Below are 20,542 nucleotides of genomic sequence, written 5' to 3' on the forward strand. Positions count from 1 at the left end.
CTCATGAAAACCCCTATTTCTATTCTTATTATTGATGATCACGCCCTTTTCGGAGAGGGAATTGCCTTTATCCTCAGAAAAGAACCTGATATGCAGGTAGTAGCTATTGCTCAAAATGGTTTAGAGGGCAGTAAACTTATCAAAAAACATAAAGTTGATATTGTATTGTTAGATTTAGAAATGCCTTTAATCAGTGGGGTAGAGACGCTTAAACAGTTATTAACGCTACAACCAGATTTAAGAGTATTAATTCTTACCATGTCTGACGATATGGAACATCTTAATGAATGTTTACATCATGGGGCTTATGGTTATATTTTGAAAAATGCAAGCCCTGCCTTTCTGACTCAAGCCATTCGCCAAGCGATGAACAATCATAAAATATTTTCACAAGAAATCAAAAATAAATTTTTTGATTCAACACTTGATAATAAAAAAATACACCCCTCTTCACTGGAACAATCAGGCCTAACGGAACGAGAAATTCAAGTATTGTTCCATCTCTCACAAGGTAATAGCAATAAACTTATTGCGCATTGTATGCATTTATCTGAAAATACGATTAAAGTTCATGTACAAAATATTTTACGCAAGCTAAACTTTACCAATCGAACACAAGCTGCCAATTTTGCCAACCAGCATCATATACAAAAACTTTTTCAAGAAAAATCAGCCAATACCCCTTAAATATATGATTTCAACCGTAAAACAAGTAGATAAGATTATTAATACATCAATTTCTCAATAAATTCTATCTACTTATTTTTATATTAGGTAGTATCGACAAAAATAAGCTCCCCCTTTGTCTTTAGCTTAGAAGATATACTTCATATTTAAAGAAACTTCGCTTTGTTTATAGGGGTAAAAAATAATATTACTATCATTAATCACCCGTTTAAATTTAAGCTCTGGATAGATATTGTAGATATTCCACTGCGGAAAACCTACGGCAGCAATTAAGATTTTTTGTTTATCATGACGAGGGGTTGGAGATAAAAAGGTTTTGCCTCCATAACGACTATCACGATAAATCCCCATCACATTAATATAAGTTTCATTTTCAAAGGATTTAAATAAGCCCAATCTAAGGCTATGATTAATACTACTTGCAGCACTCTCGGCATATTTTTTTCGATCATAATCATACCCAATATAGGCAGAAGTGCTAGGCGTTACCCCATAAGAAACCCCTGTGTTGCTTGAATACTGGGTATAGTCGCTATAGTATTGCTTATTTTTAGAGGAAAACCGTTTCCCCTCAACTTGTAAATAAAGCAATAGTCTAGGTGTCAGCGATTGCTCTAGCCCTACGCTCAAACCCTTTGACCAATACTGTGTTTGACCATCTTGGTAATAACGCTCTATAGTCGGTGCTAAGGTAAAACTTGTCTGTGCATTTTGATAACGATACCCTATTGAGAGGTTAATCATATTATCGCTATAATTTCTAATTGCACCCGATGTTTTGTGTCGATACTGTGTCCCATATAGTAATGGACGTATTTCTAATTTATGATGACCTTTTAATTCAATTATTTTAGATAAAGCTGCCTGATATTGTATAAAAGTAGAACCCACTTGTTTTTCAAGTTGCTGTTCAATCAAGCAAGTATTCATAAAATAAAATGCACATGAGGTATAGCCATTGGCTTGGTTGATATTATTCTGATAACCATACCCAAGGCTAACAACCCCTTTCCATTTTTGTCGATCATCAAGATACTGGATAAAAGACCCTATCCGTTGCTTGGTCGCATCAGGAATAGCAGGGGTTTGTAATACTTGCGTAAAACTTGCCCTTGCCGCATTGGTCTGATAATCCTCTGCATATACTCGCCCTAACTCTAATAATAGACGACTATCGTAAGGGTTATGTTTTTTCGCCTCCTCCAGTAGAGAGACAGCACTTGTTGTATGCCCTTGCTGTCTTGCTATTAAGCCCTCTGCCATTAAGGCAAGCGATACTTGATAATCAGGGAGTTGGCGATAAGCAGCAACAAACTCTGCTAGCTTATCCCATTGTTGCTGATTAATCGCATAGTAAATCGCTAATTCCAATGATTCCTTATCATTATCCACCTGATACCGCTGTCCATCAATCTCAATATACCCTTGATAGTCCCCCTGTGGGGTAATCGCTTGCCAAGGAGTATGTTCTTTGGTTTCCTGCTGAAAATACACATCTGTTAATAAAAAGGTTTTGGTATCATCAATGGCATAAGCGGCGGTACTACACAAGCCTAGCAGAACAATGGGAAGGTTTTTTTTCATAGGATAAAGTGAACAAAATATAAGGGAAAAGGCAGAGGTGAATAAGTCACCTCCACCCTATGATTAAATGGCTATTGTGCCAATTTATTGTTTACGACCACCAAAGGCAACATCATCTCTCGGATTATCAGGTGTACCATTTTTGGCAAAACCAGCAATAGCAGCGGCACCTTTACCGTAGAATCGACCTTCGATATCATGTTTATTTTGCATACCAGCAAAATTTCTTGAGAATTTACCATTGTTCTCAATAGTAGTGCCTGCAAAATTCATACGATGATTACCACGTACTAATTCACCACTTAGTTGCCCATTTTGACCCCCATTCCCAAAGTTAGCGGTGAGTGTACCTGTATAAAAATCATTTTTGCCCGGTGTATGTTGATTAATACCCACCACATTATATTTGGCAGTGGCTAAACCAGCGACATTTCCGGTAGGATTTTCACCGACATAGAAGACTTCGCGTGAGGCACTATTCATTCCTAGATTGGTATCAGAACCTGTGCTTGGGTTACTCGCTCTGGGGGCCCATTCACCAAAATACACAGAAGCATCTTGTAAACCAGTTACCTTAGCCACGACTAAACCACCAAATTTAGGAGCAGCAGGAACAGCTGGATCCGCAATCTGGCGTACGCTATAGACCTCTGTATTATGGGCTCTATTCTCATACCATACTTGACCTAATGTAGGATTGTAGAATAAGCCAATCACTTTATTCACATCTTTAAGACGTAGGTACTTAGGATTACTTTTACCATCAACATCTTGTGATGCTGTACTATTTATCGGTTTATTACCATAAAGCTGTTTAATATGCTTTATAGGACCGGCTTCTAAATTAATAAAAGCTGAACCATTAATAGAAATCCCCGGTTTACCCGCGCCAAAAGGAATAGCACTTGAAGCACCTGTTTCAATTACCCCTTTATTATCTTTACTCGTATAACCGCTAATAGATGCCGCATAACTTGGTACAGCAAATACACCCACAGTAAGTAATAACATTAATTTATGCAATGACATTAGAATTCTCCAAAAAAAGAATATTTAAAACTGGGCGTTTACCCCTAAAGTAAGGGTACGTCCCGGCCCAGGAACGGCGACGTTAGACATCGGATCAAGGTAATAGCGATTGGTAATATTGGTTACCCCTGCTTTCACACTGATCCAATTATTGACTTGGTATTGTCCATAAATATCGACTAAGAGTTGAGGTCGCCAGTGGTAAGGTTTACCTGTACTGACATAAATACCATCTAATCCTCTACGCACCATTTTGTTAAATTCTTTGGTTTCCACTGAACTATGGTAGATAGCTCGTACCCCTAGTTCTAGCGATTTATTTAACAATCTAGCCCCTAGCTCCGCATTAATAGAGTATTTAGGCAGTAGGGATTTATTAAATCGACTATTCCCAAAACTTCCCTCAATACAAGTGGGAATACGGTAACGAATCATATCCGCTTGCATGGTGGTGCTACGATCACATGTTTTCTGCTCTAAACGATAAGTCCCCCCTAATGAGCCAAAGAATCGCCCCGTATCAAAGCGACTATGTAGCTCTACCCCCTTGGTTTTGCGCTTATCATATTGCACAATATTCCAGTGGTCTGTGGTATCAATGACATTTTTAATATGATTATCGTAGTAGGTGAGACGAATATCACCATATTTCATCCCCTTAATATAAGGAGCCCAATTAAATGCCCAACCAATTTCAATATTACGGCTAATCTCTGGTTTCAGTGAGGTCATGGGTGCCAATGGATGATCTGTTGTCCCCGTACTATTCATGGCATTCATTTCATAAATACTAGGGAATCGGCGCATCTCCGCATAGCGGGCAAAAAGGGTATGATTATCTCCTACTTGATAGCTTAATCCCAACATAGGTGACCATGCTTCTCCCTTGAGTTTAGGGGGTGGTGCCCAACGCATTTCTTCCGTTATTGGTTGTATAATATGGTTTATACTATTTCTATCCGCCCATTTTAATTCGCGTGTAGGAAGACCTTTTGAGGCAATAACATCATTAGCACTTGTTGAATTTAGAAAACGCTCTATCTCCTCTTCACTCATTCCAAAAGCATACTGATGAACTTCTTTTCCCTCATGATTGACTTTTTTTCTTAGATTTTCTGGCGTCATTTTTGACTGACTTAAATCCACTTTACGATTTTCATAAGGAAAATATTCTATTTTATAGTTATAAAATACTCTACCACTACCTTGCGCAGACCTATAACCTCTTTGTACTAATAAACTACCCAATTCTTTTCTACGTTGAGCATCTTGCTCTGTAAAATTTTTTTCATCCCATACCAACTTTTTAAAAAGCTTCTCATCTTCTTCTAATAAATCTACAATTTCTTTATCCCTAACTAATTCACCATATCTCATCCCAATACCCGTAATATAATCATCCACCCCATGCCCAAAGGCTGCCCATGGATTACGTTTTTTACGTTCATTTGCTAGAATCGTATCTTCAGCAGAGAATTTTTGATAACGCACACCGGCATCTACTGTTAATCGTGAGGTAGGTTTCCATTGTGCGGATAGGTTAATCCCCCACTCGGTGCGTTTACCCCCTCTAGGGCCTGCTAGTTTGGTCAGCCCACTCACCATACCGAGCATATTAAAAATATCTTGACTATTGACAACAGTATTTTTTTCTTCTAATTTTTCGCGTTGATAGTCCCCACCTAGCGTAATACTCAACTTATCATTAATCTTAAATACATTACTAATATCAAAGCCTGTACGGGTTACATTGGTCTTTTGCAATGCCCCTGCAATAATATTTTGTTCACCATTTTCATTGCTAGCCCCCCATTCTTTTGATAGCTTCAAAATATCATCACGGTTCATATTTAAGTCAAATCCATACGCATTTGCCACATCTTGACATGTCTTGGCCCATGATTGCGCACCAGTAGGTAGCTCATTGCGTTTGGTGCAAGAATACCATGCGTCCCATAATTGATCTGGACTTTTTACAGCTAATGATGCCCCACCACTTTGATGGCGACTACTATTGGTTTTGACACGCCAGAGATTAGCCGATAAATCAATCCATGGGTGGTTATCTGGTTTCCAGTCATAGCCAATCTTATACATCTTATTATCCAGTTCTGAGGCAATGGATCTGGTTTGAGGAATATTAATATTTTTACCATTATAGTTAGGATTATGTTCAATAACATTCAATACCCATGAGCTATCAAAGGGGTTAATCTCCCCAAAGCGAATTTTATTTCGCATATACTCTAGGCTGATTTTATGGTTATTAGGTAAGTACCAATTATTTTTAAGTAAGGTAGTTTCAGAGCGAACGTGTGAGTTCAATACTTCTTCACCGGGTTTATACATCTTTGCCATATTAGGAATAAAGGCATCTGATTTACGGCAATCATAGCCACAACCATAGTATGTATCGGCATCATACACAGGGTTATTAAGGTAGCCATGCGCTCCTTTTTTACCAGAGAAGTAATTCCCCTTATCGCGTATGCTATATGCCGCTAAGAAATCGGTATAATCCGAGCGAACCCCTGCAGCCACCATATAAGACATATCATTTTTAAATTTATAGGTATCAGAACTTGTTTTATGCTTAGGTGGTTTTAAATCATCTAGCACAACACCAAAAGGACTTCTTGCCCCTGTCAAAGGATCTGCTCCCCCCCCCGGACCATCGGCAGTAGCATTAAAAGAACGATAGTCTTTACCCAAATAACGTGATAAATCTGAACCACTATAGTCTGCTTTATTGCCCGATCCTTCAACATTCACTTGTAACCCCCAGCTTTTCCCCTCTTGGATAATATCTTCGGGTTCTATCGTACGCACCGCTACCGATCCTCCGATACCGGGTTTCATATGCCGTGTAAGAGACGGCCCTTTTTCTACAGAAATACTACGGAAAAGATTAGGATCGACATAATTTCGCTCACTCACCCCGTAGTTATTCATCCACACATCAACTGTTTGCTCTGTACCATCAATCGTAAAAGGAATACGCCCCTTACCCATAATACCGCGAATATTCGGTGTTACTGCACCACCAGCCGTACGGCTATTCATGTTATAGACACCGTTTAACCCTTTTAAAATATCCCCTGCCGACTCGATACGATAGTGTTTTAGCTCTTCTTGAGAGATGTATTCATTAGAGACATTTTTACGATAGACATTATCTTTTCCTTTTTCATCAGCTGTTTTTTCAACATCTGATACGACTGAGATTTCATCTAAGGCTTGTTGTGCCTGTACTTGTGCAAGTGGTAAAAAGAGGTTTGCCAAGACCACGCATAATAATTTAGGGGGAAAGTATTTTTGCTTTATACGATTCATATCATCTTCTCTCCATTGACTGATGTTGTCTCTTTCTAAGGGGCTGTAGATATTTTGTTTTTACTCGATTGAATATGGTTTATGTAGGATGACTTCATGTTGTTACTTTTGTCTTTACCTAGAAAAATCATCTTTATCGCAGGTAAACAAAACCTCCGCAGTCCTTAAATCATGACGACACTTTTCAATATTAAAAAATAGGTAAAAAATAATAATAACTTTAATGAGAATTATTTTCATTAATGATATATAACTAATACTTTAGTATTAGTCCTTAGAGGCTTTACTGGTCTTGATGCTAAGGGTTTGGGGTTGTTTAATGAGTGGTTTTTTTGCCTCAATCTGTAAAAATGTAACAAATTATAAAATACCTCTTGAATTCTTTGATTTCGTCCCTATAATTAGCAATCAAGGGCATGGTATGCTAATTTATTAGTCTATTATGCATTTATCGTGATTTTATTACTTTATTATTTCTGACAATTAGGAGTCTTCCATGTCATTACGTCCATTACAAGATCGCGTCATTATCAAACGCGTTGACAACAAAAAAACCACTGAATCAGGTATTATCCTTGCTGGTAGTGCTGAGGAGAAACAAGATTTAGGTGAAGTAATTGCTGTTGGCCCCGGCAAAAAAGCAGACAATGGTCAGCTTATCCCTGTTGATGTAAAAGTTGGCGACAAAGTATTATTTGGTAAATACGCTGGTCAATCTGTCAAAGTTGATGGTGAAGAATTATTAGTGATTCGTGAAGAAGAGATTTTAGCGGTATTCGCTTAATTTTTTCTTATCACTTTATTGGATGAATTTAAGCTCTCCATAGAGCAATCTTAAAAGGAATTTAAAATGGCTGCAAAGCAAGTATTATTTGGTGATGATGCACGCACTCGCATCGTTCGTGGTGTTAACGTTCTCGCTAATGCTGTTAAAACAACTTTAGGCCCTAAAGGTCGTAATGTTGTACTAGAGCGTTCTTTTGGTGCACCTACTGTTACAAAAGACGGTGTATCCGTTGCAAAAGAAATTGAATTAAAAGACAAATTTGAAAATATCGGTGCTCAACTGGTTAAAGAAGTTGCAGCAAAAACATCTGATAACGCTGGTGACGGTACAACTACTGCGACTGTTCTTGCACAAGCAGTTGTGGAAGAAGGTCTAAAATACGTTGCGGCTGGCATCAATCCTATGGACTTAAAACGTGGTATTGATAAAGCAGTTGCAACAGCTGTTGCTGAATTACAAAAACTTTCTCGTCCTAGCTCAACCTCTAAAGAAATCGCTCAAGTGGCTTCTATCTCTGCTAATAGCGACACTTCTATTGGTGATATTATCGCTAGTGCTATGGATAAAGTAGGTAAAGAGGGTGTTATCACTGTTGAAGATGGTAAATCTCTTGAAAACGAATTAGACGTTGTTGAGGGTATGCAATTTGACCGTGGTTATTTATCACCATACTTCATCAATAACCAAGATAAACAAATCTCTGCATTAGATGATCCTTTTGTTCTTATCTACGACAAAAAAATCAGCAATATCCGCGATTTACTACCATTACTAGAGCAAGTGGCTAAAACAAGTCGTCCTTTACTAATCATCGCTGAAGATGTTGAGGGTGAAGCATTAGCAACACTTGTTGTCAATAATATCCGTGGTATCCTCAAAACAACAGCGGTTAAAGCACCGGGCTTTGGTGATCGCCGTAAAGCAATGTTAGAAGATATTGCTATTCTAACAAACGGTACTGTTATCTCTGAAGAAACAGGTTTATCACTTGAAACAGCGACTTTAGATCAATTAGGTCAAGCAAAACGTATTGAAGTCGCTAAAGAAAACACTATCATTATTGATGGTTTCGGTTCTGTTGAAAATATTGAGGCTCGCGTTAAATTAATTCGTAAACAAATCGAAGAAGCGACTTCTGATTATGACCGTGAAAAACTTCAAGAACGTGTGGCTAAATTAGCGGGCGGTGTTGCTGTTATCCGTGTAGGTGCAGCAACTGAAGTTGAAATGAAAGAGAAAAAAGCTCGTGTAGAAGATGCTTTACACGCAACTCGTGCTGCAGTTGAAGAAGGTATTGTTCCTGGTGGTGGTGTTGCATTACTACGTACTCGTGAAGCGATTGCTGCACTTAAAGGTGCTAATGCTGACCAAGACGCTGGTATTAAATTAATTCTTCGTGCGATCGAAGCTCCTTTACGCACTATTGTTGCTAATGCTGGTGAAGAACCAAGCGTTGTTGTAAACAATGTGATCAATGGTAAAGGTAACTACGGTTATAACGCAGCAACTGGCGAATACGGTGATTTAGTTGAACAAGGTGTTCTTGACCCAACTAAAGTTACTCGTACTGCTTTACAAAATGCTGCTTCTGTGGCTAGCTTGTTATTAACAACTGAAGCTGCGGTTACTGAGATTGTTGAAGACAAACCTGCTCCAGCAATGCCTGATATGGGTGGCATGGGCGGTATGGGTGGCATGGGATTCTAATATAGATTCCTTAGTGACTCATTTTATACGGGAAAGCGTACATTTTTATGTACGCTTTTTTGTCTATAGTAATATTGGAATTAATTTACATATAAATCTTTAAAAAGATAATTTAATCACTTAGTGGGGGTATAAAAATACTATCAACAATATCGAGGGAATTAAATAATGCTTCACTTTATCATTAGATATTTTTAGGACTTAATTTCAAAAATCATAGCACTCATAAAAATAACTTTAATCAAAAAATATTCTCTAAACAGTAGTAAATTATTTTTTCTACTCCTCTCTCAATACTTATCCCCCTCTCAAACACTAAAATATAGATAACTCCCCAACGTATTCAAGATTTTTAGGCTACAATATGCCGATATTAGGTTATGACCTTTTAATCCTTTTGAGCATTATCGTCACTACCTTTTAATTATTCATCACCATAATACTAACATTATGCAATCAAACTCACCTCAACCATCATACAAAAGTAAGCGTGGACTCAAGCGCATTAAAAATGCACTTATTTATTCCTTATCTGGATTAAAAATAGCTTATCGTTTTGAAGCCGCTTTCTTTACAGAATTATGGCTATGCCTTGTTCTTGTTCCTTTTGCGTTTATTCTAGGACAAACAGGTTTTGAAGTTCTTTTTTTAATTGCTACCCTTTTTCTTGTGTTGATTGCAGAGTTATTAAATTCTGCAGTAGAAGCTATTGCTGATCGTATTAGCCATGATTATGATGAATATATCAAACGTGCTAAAGATATGGGGAGTGCGGCGGTATTCCTCTGTCTTTCATTAGTAGCTATAACATGGGGATATTTTTTAATTAAACGATTTTTTCTCTAAAACTAATATATGATGACTTTTACGGATAAACTTTCTAAGGCATGGGAAAGCAATCATTCTTTGCTAATGGTTGGCTTAGACCCTGATATTAATCGCTTTCCAGAAATATTTCAGAACAATAACAATGCCATTTATGATTTTTGTACAGGAATTATTGATGCAACAGCAGAATTTTCTTGTGGATTTAAACCTCAAATAGCTTATTTTGCCTCTCAACACGCTGAGGAACAATTAGCAGGAATATGTGAATATATAAAAAAATATTATCCTCACTTACCTATTATCCTTGATTCTAAACGTGGTGATATTGGTACAACAGCTGAACATTATGCTAAAGAAGCGTTTGAACGATACCGTGCCGATGCCGTTACAGTAAACCCATATATGGGATTTGACTCTATTGAACCTTATCTTGCTTGGGAAGAGAAAGGTATTATTATTCTATGTCGCACATCAAACCCCGGAGGATCTGATTTACAGTTTGCCCAACTTGATGATGGCACACCACTTTATTTACACGTTGCTCGTTTAGTAGCTGAAAAATGGAACCAACATGGGCAATGCGGACTTGTTGTAGGGGCAACTTTCCCTAATGAGATTGCTCAAGTCCGTCAGGTTGTTGGTGCTAATATGCCTTTACTTATTCCCGGGATTGGGGCGCAAGGTGGCGATATTCTAGCCACCGTTAAAGCAGGTTGTAATACACAAGGTACAGGTATTGTTATCAATTCATCTCGTGCTATCTTATATGCGAGTGCAGGCACAGACTGGAAAGAGGCGGCCGCTAATATGGCTAAAACAACAAGAGATGCTATTAATAAAGCAAGAGAGCTCTTACACCAATAGTATTAATACTCATACCCAATAGCAAGGGATAATATAAGTTCATATTTATCTCTTGCTTAACATATAAACGATAAACATTTTCTATAACAATTCTTAATACGAAATAATATTATTCTTCTATTAATTCCAATAAAGTCCACAATGCAAATTTCACTGCCTGTTGGCGAATTGCAGAACGGCTACCATTAAAATACTGTGTACTTGTTTTTAAGGTTCGGATACCTTGACTATCTTTCTTCACAAATGAAAAACATACCATACCAACTGGCTTTTCTGCTGTACCACCACTCGGCCCAGCAACGCCTGTCGTACTAATAGCATAGCACGTTATATCCTCTAAATAATGAGGTTGTTGTCTTAGTGTATACAACACTCCCAGTGCCATTTCTTCTGCTACTTTCTCACTAACAGCACCATAGTGTTGAAGCGAAATTACTTTTACACCCAATTCATCTATTTTTGCTTGATTACTATAGGTAATAAAACCTCGGTCAAACCACTGACTGGAGCCTGCCACCTCAATAATCGTACTAGCTAATAAACCACCTGTACAAGACTCCGCTGTAGAAACAATTGCCTGTTGTTGGTGCAAACGATACCCTACTTTTTCAGCTAAATCAGTTAAAGCAATAGATTCAAGCATTTTCTATTCCTCATAAGAATAAATACCTTATTTCTTAGCGAAAGAAGCCATAGCAATACTACTAACTCCCTCCGCTCACCTTAAAATACTGTATATTCAGAATGCATTCACACAGTAAGCTAGTAAGTATTACCATTTATTTTTAATCCCAACAGTATTAAAAATATGACTATGCCATCAAAGAGCTATAAAAAATGCCTAGCAGCTATTTCTTTCTCTATCCCTCTACAATCATTGTATCAAGATAGTGTATATTAGCCAGAAAAGTATTATACCCCTAAAAACCGCACAGCAATTGCCATTACAAATAAGGTATAAACGGCAACAATAATATCATCCCACATGACACCAAAACCATTTTTAAAATGCTCATCAAAATAATGGATGGGCCATGGTTTAATAATATCAAAAAAACGGAAAATAACAAAGGCAACCAATTGCCATAAGAAACTCATATTGGGACTTAGCATAACAAAGAATACTAACCACATGGCAACAATTTCGTCCCATACAATTCCCCCATGATCGGTTACCCCCAGCTCATTAGAAGTACGTTGGCACACATAAATACCAAAAGCAAAGCCCAATAATATAATAACAGCTTGTACAATATCATTACCAATAATATGTGCAATAATAAGCCAAGAAAACCATCCCAGCAAACTTCCCCACGTTCCCGGTGCTTTCTTAATTAAACCTGTACCAAAACCAAAAGCAAATAGACGGAAAACAGATTTTCTCATCCATTCGGCATTTGGTATTGTTCTTTCTTGTAATGTTGTGTGATCCATTTTATTTACACTTAAAATAATCTAACTTAAATAATATAAAAACTGATTTACTATACTGATGATGCAAAGTGATCAAAGCCTTTTTTCATCATTTTAACCTTATGATGAAAACGATCAAATACCGTAATAGTAGGCTCTCCTTTTGATACTTGCACCACCTCACCAATCGCTGTTAAGGGAATACCGAGGTGCTTTGCCAATATACCAATATCTTCTGAAAACTTGGCAGGTGCAGTAAAACATAGCTCATAAACATCACCTCCCGACAGTACAGCTTCTCTCACTTCAGTAGTAGGTAATGAACGTAATGCCTCTGCAATGGGTAGTTTTTCTTCATAAAGATACGCATGAACATGACTTTGTTCCATTATATGTCCTAAGTCTTGTAATAAACCATCAGAAATATCTATGACAGCATTTGCGAGACTTTTTAAGGATTGACCCAACATTATTCTAGGTTCAGGACACTCTAACGCTTGACGTGTATGTGCTAAAAGCAAACTTTCTTGTGGACTTAATGCTTGTTCTTTAGATTTAAACAATAACATTAGTGCTGTATGAGCAGCTCCCAAAGCACCACTCACCCAAATAATATCACCTACTTTGGCTCTATTTCGCATTAAATAAGGGGGACTAACCTCACCAAATACCGTCACACTAATCACAATATCATGTGCTGATTTTGTCGTATCTCCACCAATGAGGGGGCAGTGATATTTATCTGATAGCTGATAAAACCCTTTTGAAAATGCAGATAACCATTGCTCATCTATACGAGGTAATGCTAACCCCAACAAACACGCAATAGGGCTCGCCCCCATTGCCGCTAAATCAGATAAATTAACCGCTAAAGCTTTATGCCCTAGCGTGAATGGATCAACATCTGAAAAAAAATGTTGTCCTTCTACTAATAAATCTTTACTTGTGGCAATCTGATGATGAGAGGAGAAAATGGCACAATCATCAGCAACCCCCAGTACAACGCCTGTACCCAAGGATACCGATTCTCCTGCTGTACGAGAAAAATACTGACGAATTAAATCAAATTCCCCTCTCATTCTCAATCATTAACCTTTCTTTGCGAAAGCGTTTACTTCAACTGTACGAATGTCTGTTGCTAATTTGTCTAAGACACCATTCACAAACTTAAATCCATCAGTTCCACCAAACTCTTTGGTTAAATCAACCGCTTCATTAATAACGACTTTATAAGGCACTTCCTGAAGAGCAGATAGCTCAAAAGTAGCTAATAATAACACCCCATATTCAATAGGGGAAAGTTCATTAACAGGGCGATCAATATAAGGAGCAAATTTTTCTTTCAATGACTCTGCTTGGTCAAAAACACCATAAAGTAGCGTTTTATACCATTGCTCATCTGCTTGTGAAAATTCTTCTTGATTACGAATATGGGCATCAACCGCACCACGTTCTTGATATTCACAACCACTAATAATCCAGGCATAAATACCCTGTAACGCATATTCACGCGCCCTACGGCGGGCGCTTCGACTTTTAATACTCATTTGATTCCTATCTTATTGACGCTCATCTTCTTCGTAGTCATCATCCTCATCATCATATTCTTCATCTGATTCAGGAATTAATGCTTCTACTAAATTCGCCATTTCAACGGCACAAACTGCACAATCACGACCTTTTGTTTCTGCTCGCTCAAGTGCTTGCTCATCTGTTTCACATGTGAGAATACCATTGGCAATAGGAATATTCATATCTAAACCTACACGTGTGATGGCTGCCGCACTTTCATTACTCACCACTTCAAAATGGTAAGTTTCACCACGAATAACAGCACCAAGAGCGATTAAGGCATCAAATTCATAACTTAGTGCCATTTGTTGTAAGGTTAAACCAATCTCCAATGCACCGGGGACAGTAACCACCATAATTTGGCTTTCATCAACACCTAGCTCACCTAATTCATCAAGGCAAGCATTTAACTCTGCATAACCGATTTCTTCATTAAAACGTCCGCATACAATACCGATATGAAGACCTTCTCCATCATGATTAGGTTCTAAAGTGTATGGTTTCATCATTTTTCCTTTACGCTTAAAAATAAAGATTTATATAAGGTGAAATCTTTAATACGATATTTACCCTGCTATTATACCCTTTTATGCTTTAATCATTGCTTTCATAACCTGTTACAGTTAAAGCATAGCCTGTCATACTCGGCATTTTACGAGGTAATGCAAGTAGTTTCATTTTAGAAACTTGTAAATCTCGTAAAATCTGTGCCCCAACACCATATGTTCTTAAATCATAACGTTCTGCTTTTTTCTTAGGTGCTTCACCCTCATGACACCACCCCTCTAAACGATCAAATAATTGTTGCTCAGAGCCTTGTGCATTCAGTAATACTACTACACCACTTTTGGCCTGCTTAATCCGTGCAAGGGCTTTATCCATTATCCAACTATGTGCAACACTCTCTGTATCCAAGAAATCTAAAGCAGTAACAGGCTCATGGACACGCACCAATGTCTCTTCATCTGGTTGAATATCCCCATGGACTAAAGCAATATGAGGTGCACCTGAAGCCTTATCACGGTAAGCAACCGCCTTAAATTCACCCCACGGTGTTTGTAGTGTTTTCTCTGCCAAACGCTGAATCATTGTTTCATGTTCACTACGATACTGGATAAGATCAGCAATCGTACCAATTTTAAGCTGATGTGTTTGTGCAAATTCTATTAAATCAGGTAAACGAGCCATTGTACCATCTGGTTTTAATATTTCACAGATAACAGCAGCTGGTGTTAAACCTGCCATACGGGTTAAATCACAACCTGCCTCTGTATGACCTGCTCTAATTAAAACCCCTCCATCGACTGCTCTTACAGGAAAAATATGCCCGGGGTGAACAATATCAGTGGGTTTCGCATGAGGGGCAATGGCTGCTTTAATAGTTCTTGCTCGATCTGCCGCTGAAATACCAGTTGTAACCCCCTCAGCTGCCTCAATAGATAATGTAAAATTAGTACCAAAGCCTGACCCATTACGGCTTGTCATCAGCGGTAATTCTAATTGGTCACAACGTTCTTTTGTTAATGTCAAGCAAACCAACCCTCTTGCGTGTGTTACCATAAAATTAATCGCTTCAGGTGTTACATAATCCGCTGCCATTAATAAATCGCCTTCATTTTCTCGATCTTCTTCATCAACTAGAATGACCATTCTTCCTTGGCGTAATTCATCAACAATTTCACTGACACTTGCCATGACATTTACTTCTTTTTGAGACATTCTCTTAACCTTTATTTACTAAAAAAATATAGAATAACCATACTATAGTCATAAAATACGCTATAACATATTACCTATTTCATATTGGTATTTATTTTACTCCTTTTCCTTCTTTTTTATATCATTCAAAAGATAACTTTATAAACAACACTGATCATCCATCCCACTATCAGTAGCTATCAATATCCCTCTTGCTTTCTTCTACTAATTTTTATTGATTAAAAAAGCCTAGAAAAACAGAGCTGCTATTGACCATATCACCTATAAAACTCTTCTTATTCTTATTATCTTGATAACACTTTTCATTACTTTACCGAAAGCCTTTATTTACGTTATATTTTAAAGATTATTCCTTGCTATCCCTATGAAATCATTATATAATTATAAACAGAAACAAATTTTAACATTTATAACCTGTTATTTAACGGGAGCAAACATGACTTTTGATGTAGAAACACGCTTAAAAACTGATTCTAGTGAGGGCCTAAAACTTTGGTTGTGCTTACATGCTTGTAACAACCAAGTTGAAAATTATATTCGTGAACAGCTTTATTTACGCTATAAAACCACATTACCACGATTTGATTTTATGGCTCAATTAGCTGGACATAAATCAGGAATCAAAATGGGAGAACTTTCAGCCCGTATGATGGTTAGTAATGGGAATATCACCACTATCGCCACTCAACTAGAGAAAGAAGCACTTATTGAGCGAATCATTAATACGCAAGATCGCCGTAGTGCCCTTATTCGCCTTACACCTAAAGGGGTTAAGCAGTACAATAAAATGGCTAAATCTTATGAACAATGGCTAGAAGAGGCATTCTCTCTTTTATCACCTACTAATATGGCAAAACTACAAAAATCATTAGTTTTACTCAAAAAAGCTTTATCTGAAAAGACAAAATAGTCTCACTGCATTATTTTACTTATTACGACTTTCCTCCCTCTTTCCAGAAAAGGGAGGGTTTATTTTTATCTTAAAGATAAAATATAAAGCTAATTTACTTTAATTCTAAATTTCATTATTTTTTATCTAAACTATTAGGGTCAGCGAATCTTTATTTATCTATGAAGAAGACAATCAATACAGTGAATAAAAAGACCTTTTTAAAAAAATCAGAAATGGCTTAAATAGCGCAAACACTATACAACTATTTGCCATGATTTTTACACTCAATAATAAGATAAAAACCTTATATTCTATTTATACTTTATTTCTTTAATATGTCAGCCATCGTTTAAATCATAAACGTTTTCTCACTTGCCTATCAATACACAACAAGTGGTAAAATTCCTTATTCTTTCTTTTTGATATATTACTTATGTTTTCTACTAACTCTCAACATCAGTACGATATCTGTATTATCGGCGGTGGTATTAATGGTGTAGGTATTGCAAGAGATGCCGCTGGTCGTGGTCTGCGTGTGCTTGTCTGCGAACAACATGATTTAGCAAGTGCTACCTCATCAGCCAGTAGTAAACTTATTCACGGTGGTTTGCGTTATTTAGAGCATTATGAGTTTCGTTTAGTCAGGGAAGCACTTTCTGAACGAGAAACTTTACTCAATATTGCGCCTCATCTGGTGCAGCCCTTACGCTTTGTTCTACCTCACGAACCCCATCTTCGCCCAGCATGGATGATTCGTTGTGGGTTATTTTTATATGATCACTTGGCAAAACGTTCTGCTCGACTACCCAAATCATCAAGCATTACACTCTCACACGATAATCTCTATGGAAAAGCACTAAAAGATCATTATCAAAAAGGATTTATCTATTCTGATTGCCAAGTGGATGATTCTCGTTTGGTAATCCTTAATGCCATCAGTGCGCATCAGCATGGTGCTTCTATTCTCACTCAAAGCAAAGTAACCCATATCACTCACCATGAAAATCAATGGCAGATAACGGTTCAACAAGACACAGGTCAAACAATTCAAGCACAAGCAAATATCTTAATCAACGCTGCTGGCCCTTGGGTATCTCACGTTGATAAAATGATTCACCCTGAAAAAACAGACAATAAACTACGCTTGGTTAAAGGTAGCCATATTGTTGTACCTAAATTTTATGAGGGTAATCATGCATATATTCTTCAAAATAAAGATAAGCGTATTGTATTTGCAACGCCTTACCGTCAGCACTTTACTATGATAGGTACAACCGATGTGGATTATCAGGGTGATCTCAGTCAAGTAGCGATTAGTGAAGAAGAAATAACTTATTTACTCACCTTAATCAATGAATATTTTGCTAAACCACTAACACGAGAAGCCATCATTTCCACATGGTCAGGCGTACGTCCACTCTATAATGACAGCACAGGGTCAGCCTCTGCCGTTACCCGTGATTATGTTTTTGATCTCAGTGGGGGCGATGCTCAACACCCCCCTGTTCTCTCTATTTACGGGGGAAAAATTACTACTTATCGCCGTTTAGCAGAACACGCACTCGAAAAACTTGCACCATTTACAGGGAAACCGAAAGCATGGACAGCTACAGAAAAACTCCCCGGTGGTGATATTGAGTCTGCAGAAACTTTTGCCACACAACTGATACAACACTATCCATGGTTATCCATTTCTCTTGCGGAACGCTATACTAAAGCCTATGGTTCATTGGTTTATCAATTCCTCCCCCAAAATCAGTCAGGTATGGGACAAGATTTTGGACACGGACTCTATGCCGTTGAGGTAGATTGGTTAATACAACATGAATGGGCAAAAACAGTAGAAGATATTCTACAAAGACGTACACGCTTAGGATTGTACTTTACATCAGAAGAGCAACTTGTTTTAAGACATTACATAAATCAAAAGCTATCAACATAAAGATACTTTACTGCCATATTTAGACAGCAGTAGGTAATATGCTTTATAAATAAAGGACTATTCAGAATGAGAACTTATTATTGTGATTGTTAGTCCTCTATTTTAAAGCATTAAGTAGTAATCTATATTTGCTTTATATACTATTTTCCGAATACATTATCCAAACTTAATCTATTGTTGCACTTAGCCAATGTCCCATTTTGAAAACTAAAAATAGAATACCATTTTCTAATATATCCTGTATTTAATGATATTTTCGTAGATGAAATGGTAATATGACAGTTATATATTGATGACTATTTTTGGTTTTATCATGTCTGAACAAGAACTGAAATTACACGTACCGCCCCATAGCCGAGACAACATAAAGAAAGCACTAGCAAAAGCAAATACTATTCATTTACATGCTATGTATTTTGATACCCCTGATCGCCAACTAGCCAAAGCAAAAGTGGCTATCCGTCTGCGCAAAGAAGGAGATGATTGGGTACAAACACTTAAAATGGCAGGTGAGAATAGTTTTAGCCGTATTGAGCTTAACCACCCTCGTTCTAAACCTATTCTTGATCTTAGTCTTTATGCTGGAACAGTAGCAGAGCCTGTATTGACCAAGCTGACACAGCCTTTAGGACTTCGTTATGAGACAGATGTTATTCGTCTCTATAAAAAACAACGTACACGCAAAGGAACAGTAGAGATTGCTTTTGATACGGGTGTTGTACGTGCAGGGCGTTTAGAATTACCGATTAACGAGATTGAATTTGAACTCAGATCAGGGCATGTAGAAGCCATGTTTGATATAGCCACTCGTTGGTTATATGATTATGATCTTATTCTCGATACGCGTACGAAATCCCATCGAGGAGATGCATTAGCCAATATGATGGCAAAAATTAATAATACCGATGATATTCATAAAGATACTATTGAATCTCAAGAAACCACTCGATTCTGGAGACCGTATAAAACAAAACGTACAGTCCTATCCCGTCATCTTAGTGCCACACAAGCCCTCTGTCGTCTAACAGAAGAATGTGTAGAGCAAATCGCTATTAATACCGCCTATTTAGCAGAGGTAGATACGGCTGGGGTTATTCAAGTTGCTTGCCCTGAACATGTTCACCAATTACGCATTGGTATGAGACGCTTAATTTCTCATTGGAAACTATTTTCAGGTTTTGCCCATTTACCCCCATCAGAACTAATGGAAGAAATCCGTTTATATTTAAACCAATTTGGGGCAACCCGTGATACAGATGTTATGTTGGCAACCATTATGCCTTCGCTTGAAAAAGCAGGTATGCCCCCTATTAAAATTGATCACTATCAAGGTCGTTCAGCAACAGAGTTAGCAAGAGACAATCACTTCCAAGCCTTTTTACTTAAATTATTAGCTTGGATCGCTACTACACCTGCGACAGACCCAATTAAAGCAGATAAGGCAAATATATCTGCTGATTTGCCCTTATCAGAAGAGATTGACATAGATGCAGTTGATCATTCTTCCTCCGTATTACCTCAAACAGATATACCCGTATCTGCAACAGAAGAAATATCACAGATTTCATTATCAGACAATGAAAAAGAAGCGCTTTCTGACAATATAAGTATGAATATCTCTACTACCACACATACGGTTTTTTTAGATATTATCCCCTTGGTCCCTCATTCTCCCTCAAATGATTTTCTTAAAAAAATCATTGAAAAGCGTTTAACCAAATGGAATAAATCTATTGTGCAACATTGGCGATATCATGATCGACAAGACATTGAGGCTTACCATGATTTGCGCAAAAAGATTAAACGCATACGCTATAGCTTAGATGTATATAATAGTGTAGAAGGACATAGCCAATTAAATAGCTATATCAAGCGCCTTGCTGAAGTACAAGATATATTCGGTGCATTAAATGATACAGCTACCGCAAAAGTATATTTTTCAGAAATAACCGATACCCATTCCCATGCATGGTTTGCTGTAGGTTGGTTATCCGCACAGATAGAATTATTAAAAAGGGTAGCTGATTCTGCACTGAAATCTATTCCTAAAAAGATTCCATTTCAGTAATCATTATCCTATACCCTCTATGGTTATGGTAAAAACAAACTACTATATTCCTTAGAGGGCTATCCGATAGTATTATTTATTTTACTGATTACGTTCAAGAAAAACGACTATTCCTTA

General features: G+C 37.4%; 17 protein-coding genes. 8 read left to right on the forward strand and 9 right to left on the reverse strand.

The genetic code is table 11. The annotated features are described in order from the left end of the window. The first annotated feature begins 3 nt into the window (after positions 1-3). Positions 4-687: a response regulator gene (locus F9B76_RS04905; RefSeq protein WP_159991104.1), complete on the forward strand. Its 684-nt coding sequence runs from the start codon at positions 4-6 to the stop codon at positions 685-687. A gap of 126 nt (positions 688-813) precedes the next feature. On the opposite strand, the gene F9B76_RS04910 is transcribed toward F9B76_RS04905, so the two are convergent. From F9B76_RS04910 to F9B76_RS04920, 3 genes are all read right to left on the reverse strand, one after another. After that, positions 814-2,271, reverse strand: a complete 1,458-nt coding sequence (locus F9B76_RS04910) for a surface lipoprotein assembly modifier (protein WP_159991105.1) — start codon at positions 2,269-2,271, stop codon at positions 814-816. A gap of 84 nt (positions 2,272-2,355) precedes the next feature. Further along, positions 2,356-3,300: a Slam-dependent surface lipoprotein gene (locus F9B76_RS04915; RefSeq protein ID WP_159991106.1), complete on the reverse strand. Its 945-nt coding sequence runs from the start codon at positions 3,298-3,300 to the stop codon at positions 2,356-2,358. Positions 3,301-3,324: 24 nt separating this feature from the next. Continuing rightward, a complete protein-coding gene (locus tag F9B76_RS04920; RefSeq protein WP_159991107.1) occupies positions 3,325-6,633 on the reverse strand; it encodes a TonB-dependent receptor domain-containing protein in 3,309 nt (1,102 codons plus the stop codon). Between the two features lie 496 nt (positions 6,634-7,129). Here F9B76_RS04920 and F9B76_RS04925 point away from each other — a divergent pair, with 496 nt between their 5' ends. The 4 genes from F9B76_RS04925 to pyrF all read left to right on the forward strand — a co-directional run bounded on the left by F9B76_RS04925 (position 7,130) and on the right by pyrF (position 10,819). Further along, positions 7,130-7,417, forward strand: coding sequence for a co-chaperone GroES (locus F9B76_RS04925; protein WP_159991108.1), 288 nt, complete (start codon positions 7,130-7,132; stop codon positions 7,415-7,417). A gap of 66 nt (positions 7,418-7,483) precedes the next feature. After that, positions 7,484-9,127, forward strand: coding sequence for a chaperonin GroEL (gene groL, locus F9B76_RS04930; RefSeq protein ID WP_159991109.1), 1,644 nt, complete (start codon positions 7,484-7,486; stop codon positions 9,125-9,127). Between the two features lie 450 nt (positions 9,128-9,577). Then, the gene (locus tag F9B76_RS04935) at positions 9,578-9,973 is read left to right on the forward strand and encodes a diacylglycerol kinase (RefSeq protein ID WP_159991110.1); all 396 of its coding nucleotides are present in this window, start codon (positions 9,578-9,580) and stop codon (positions 9,971-9,973) included. Positions 9,974-9,985: 12 nt separating this feature from the next. Next, entirely contained in the window at positions 9,986-10,819 is an 834-nt protein-coding gene (gene pyrF, locus F9B76_RS04940; RefSeq protein ID WP_159992109.1) for an orotidine-5'-phosphate decarboxylase, read from the forward strand. Between the two features lie 109 nt (positions 10,820-10,928). On the opposite strand, the gene F9B76_RS04945 is transcribed toward pyrF, so the two are convergent. The 6 genes from F9B76_RS04945 to ribBA all read right to left on the reverse strand — a co-directional run bounded on the left by F9B76_RS04945 (position 10,929) and on the right by ribBA (position 15,523). Further along, entirely contained in the window at positions 10,929-11,462 is a 534-nt protein-coding gene (locus F9B76_RS04945; protein ID WP_159991111.1) for a CinA family protein, read from the reverse strand. A gap of 269 nt (positions 11,463-11,731) precedes the next feature. After that, positions 11,732-12,253, reverse strand: a complete 522-nt coding sequence (locus F9B76_RS04950) for a phosphatidylglycerophosphatase A family protein (RefSeq protein ID WP_159991112.1) — start codon at positions 12,251-12,253, stop codon at positions 11,732-11,734. A gap of 50 nt (positions 12,254-12,303) precedes the next feature. Beyond that, on the reverse strand, positions 12,304-13,311 hold the full coding sequence (thiL, locus tag F9B76_RS04955; RefSeq protein WP_159991113.1) for a thiamine-phosphate kinase: 1,008 nt from the start codon (positions 13,309-13,311) through the stop codon (positions 12,304-12,306). Positions 13,312-13,320: 9 nt separating this feature from the next. Continuing rightward, a complete protein-coding gene (gene nusB / locus F9B76_RS04960; RefSeq protein ID WP_159991114.1) occupies positions 13,321-13,779 on the reverse strand; it encodes a transcription antitermination factor NusB in 459 nt (152 codons plus the stop codon). Between the two features lie 12 nt (positions 13,780-13,791). Continuing rightward, positions 13,792-14,310 (reverse strand): 6,7-dimethyl-8-ribityllumazine synthase, encoded by a 519-nt coding sequence (gene ribH / locus F9B76_RS04965; protein WP_159992110.1) that lies wholly within the window; start codon positions 14,308-14,310, stop codon positions 13,792-13,794. A gap of 88 nt (positions 14,311-14,398) precedes the next feature. Beyond that, positions 14,399-15,523 carry a bifunctional 3,4-dihydroxy-2-butanone-4-phosphate synthase/GTP cyclohydrolase II gene (ribBA, locus tag F9B76_RS04970; RefSeq protein ID WP_159991115.1) on the reverse strand — a complete coding sequence of 375 codons (1,125 nt, stop codon included), beginning with the start codon at positions 15,521-15,523 and terminating at the stop codon, positions 14,399-14,401. A gap of 436 nt (positions 15,524-15,959) precedes the next feature. On the opposite strand from ribBA, the gene F9B76_RS04975 reads away from it, so the two are divergent. The 3 genes from F9B76_RS04975 (at position 15,960) to F9B76_RS04985 (ending at position 20,425) form a co-directional block, all read left to right on the forward strand. Next, positions 15,960-16,433 carry a MarR family winged helix-turn-helix transcriptional regulator gene (locus F9B76_RS04975; RefSeq protein ID WP_159991116.1) on the forward strand — a complete coding sequence of 158 codons (474 nt, stop codon included), beginning with the start codon at positions 15,960-15,962 and terminating at the stop codon, positions 16,431-16,433. A gap of 415 nt (positions 16,434-16,848) precedes the next feature. After that, the gene (glpD, locus tag F9B76_RS04980; RefSeq protein WP_159991117.1) at positions 16,849-18,357 is read left to right on the forward strand and encodes a glycerol-3-phosphate dehydrogenase; all 1,509 of its coding nucleotides are present in this window, start codon (positions 16,849-16,851) and stop codon (positions 18,355-18,357) included. Positions 18,358-18,670: 313 nt separating this feature from the next. After that, complete coding sequence (locus F9B76_RS04985; protein ID WP_159991118.1) at positions 18,671-20,425, forward strand: CYTH and CHAD domain-containing protein; 1,755 nt, start codon at positions 18,671-18,673, stop codon at positions 20,423-20,425. Positions 20,426-20,542 lie beyond the last annotated feature (117 nt).

Origin of the sequence: Pelistega ratti (assembly GCF_009833965.1) — a bacterium.
Taxonomy (GTDB): domain Bacteria; phylum Pseudomonadota; class Gammaproteobacteria; order Burkholderiales; family Burkholderiaceae_B; genus Taylorella; species Taylorella ratti.

What these genes read in the sequence shown, in the direction of transcription:
- F9B76_RS04905 (WP_159991104.1), top strand. Translation starts at nt 4, where the DNA reads ATGAAAACCCCTATTTCTATTCTTATTATTGATGATCACGCCCTTTTC.
- F9B76_RS04910 (WP_159991105.1), bottom strand. Translation starts at nt 2,271, where the DNA reads ATGAAAAAAAACCTTCCCATTGTTCTGCTAGGCTTGTGTAGTACCGCC.
- F9B76_RS04915 (WP_159991106.1), bottom strand. Translation starts at nt 3,300, where the DNA reads ATGTCATTGCATAAATTAATGTTATTACTTACTGTGGGTGTATTTGCT.
- F9B76_RS04920 (WP_159991107.1), bottom strand. Translation starts at nt 6,633, where the DNA reads ATGAATCGTATAAAGCAAAAATACTTTCCCCCTAAATTATTATGCGTG.
- F9B76_RS04925 (WP_159991108.1), top strand. Translation starts at nt 7,130, where the DNA reads ATGTCATTACGTCCATTACAAGATCGCGTCATTATCAAACGCGTTGAC.
- groL (WP_159991109.1), top strand. Translation starts at nt 7,484, where the DNA reads ATGGCTGCAAAGCAAGTATTATTTGGTGATGATGCACGCACTCGCATC.
- F9B76_RS04935 (WP_159991110.1), top strand. Translation starts at nt 9,578, where the DNA reads ATGCAATCAAACTCACCTCAACCATCATACAAAAGTAAGCGTGGACTC.
- pyrF (WP_159992109.1), top strand. Translation starts at nt 9,986, where the DNA reads ATGACTTTTACGGATAAACTTTCTAAGGCATGGGAAAGCAATCATTCT.
- F9B76_RS04945 (WP_159991111.1), bottom strand. Translation starts at nt 11,462, where the DNA reads ATGCTTGAATCTATTGCTTTAACTGATTTAGCTGAAAAAGTAGGGTAT.
- F9B76_RS04950 (WP_159991112.1), bottom strand. Translation starts at nt 12,253, where the DNA reads ATGGATCACACAACATTACAAGAAAGAACAATACCAAATGCCGAATGG.
- thiL (WP_159991113.1), bottom strand. Translation starts at nt 13,311, where the DNA reads ATGAGAGGGGAATTTGATTTAATTCGTCAGTATTTTTCTCGTACAGCA.
- nusB (WP_159991114.1), bottom strand. Translation starts at nt 13,779, where the DNA reads ATGAGTATTAAAAGTCGAAGCGCCCGCCGTAGGGCGCGTGAATATGCG.
- ribH (WP_159992110.1), bottom strand. Translation starts at nt 14,310, where the DNA reads ATGAAACCATACACTTTAGAACCTAATCATGATGGAGAAGGTCTTCAT.
- ribBA (WP_159991115.1), bottom strand. Translation starts at nt 15,523, where the DNA reads ATGTCTCAAAAAGAAGTAAATGTCATGGCAAGTGTCAGTGAAATTGTT.
- F9B76_RS04975 (WP_159991116.1), top strand. Translation starts at nt 15,960, where the DNA reads ATGACTTTTGATGTAGAAACACGCTTAAAAACTGATTCTAGTGAGGGC.
- glpD (WP_159991117.1), top strand. Translation starts at nt 16,849, where the DNA reads ATGTTTTCTACTAACTCTCAACATCAGTACGATATCTGTATTATCGGC.
- F9B76_RS04985 (WP_159991118.1), top strand. Translation starts at nt 18,671, where the DNA reads ATGTCTGAACAAGAACTGAAATTACACGTACCGCCCCATAGCCGAGAC.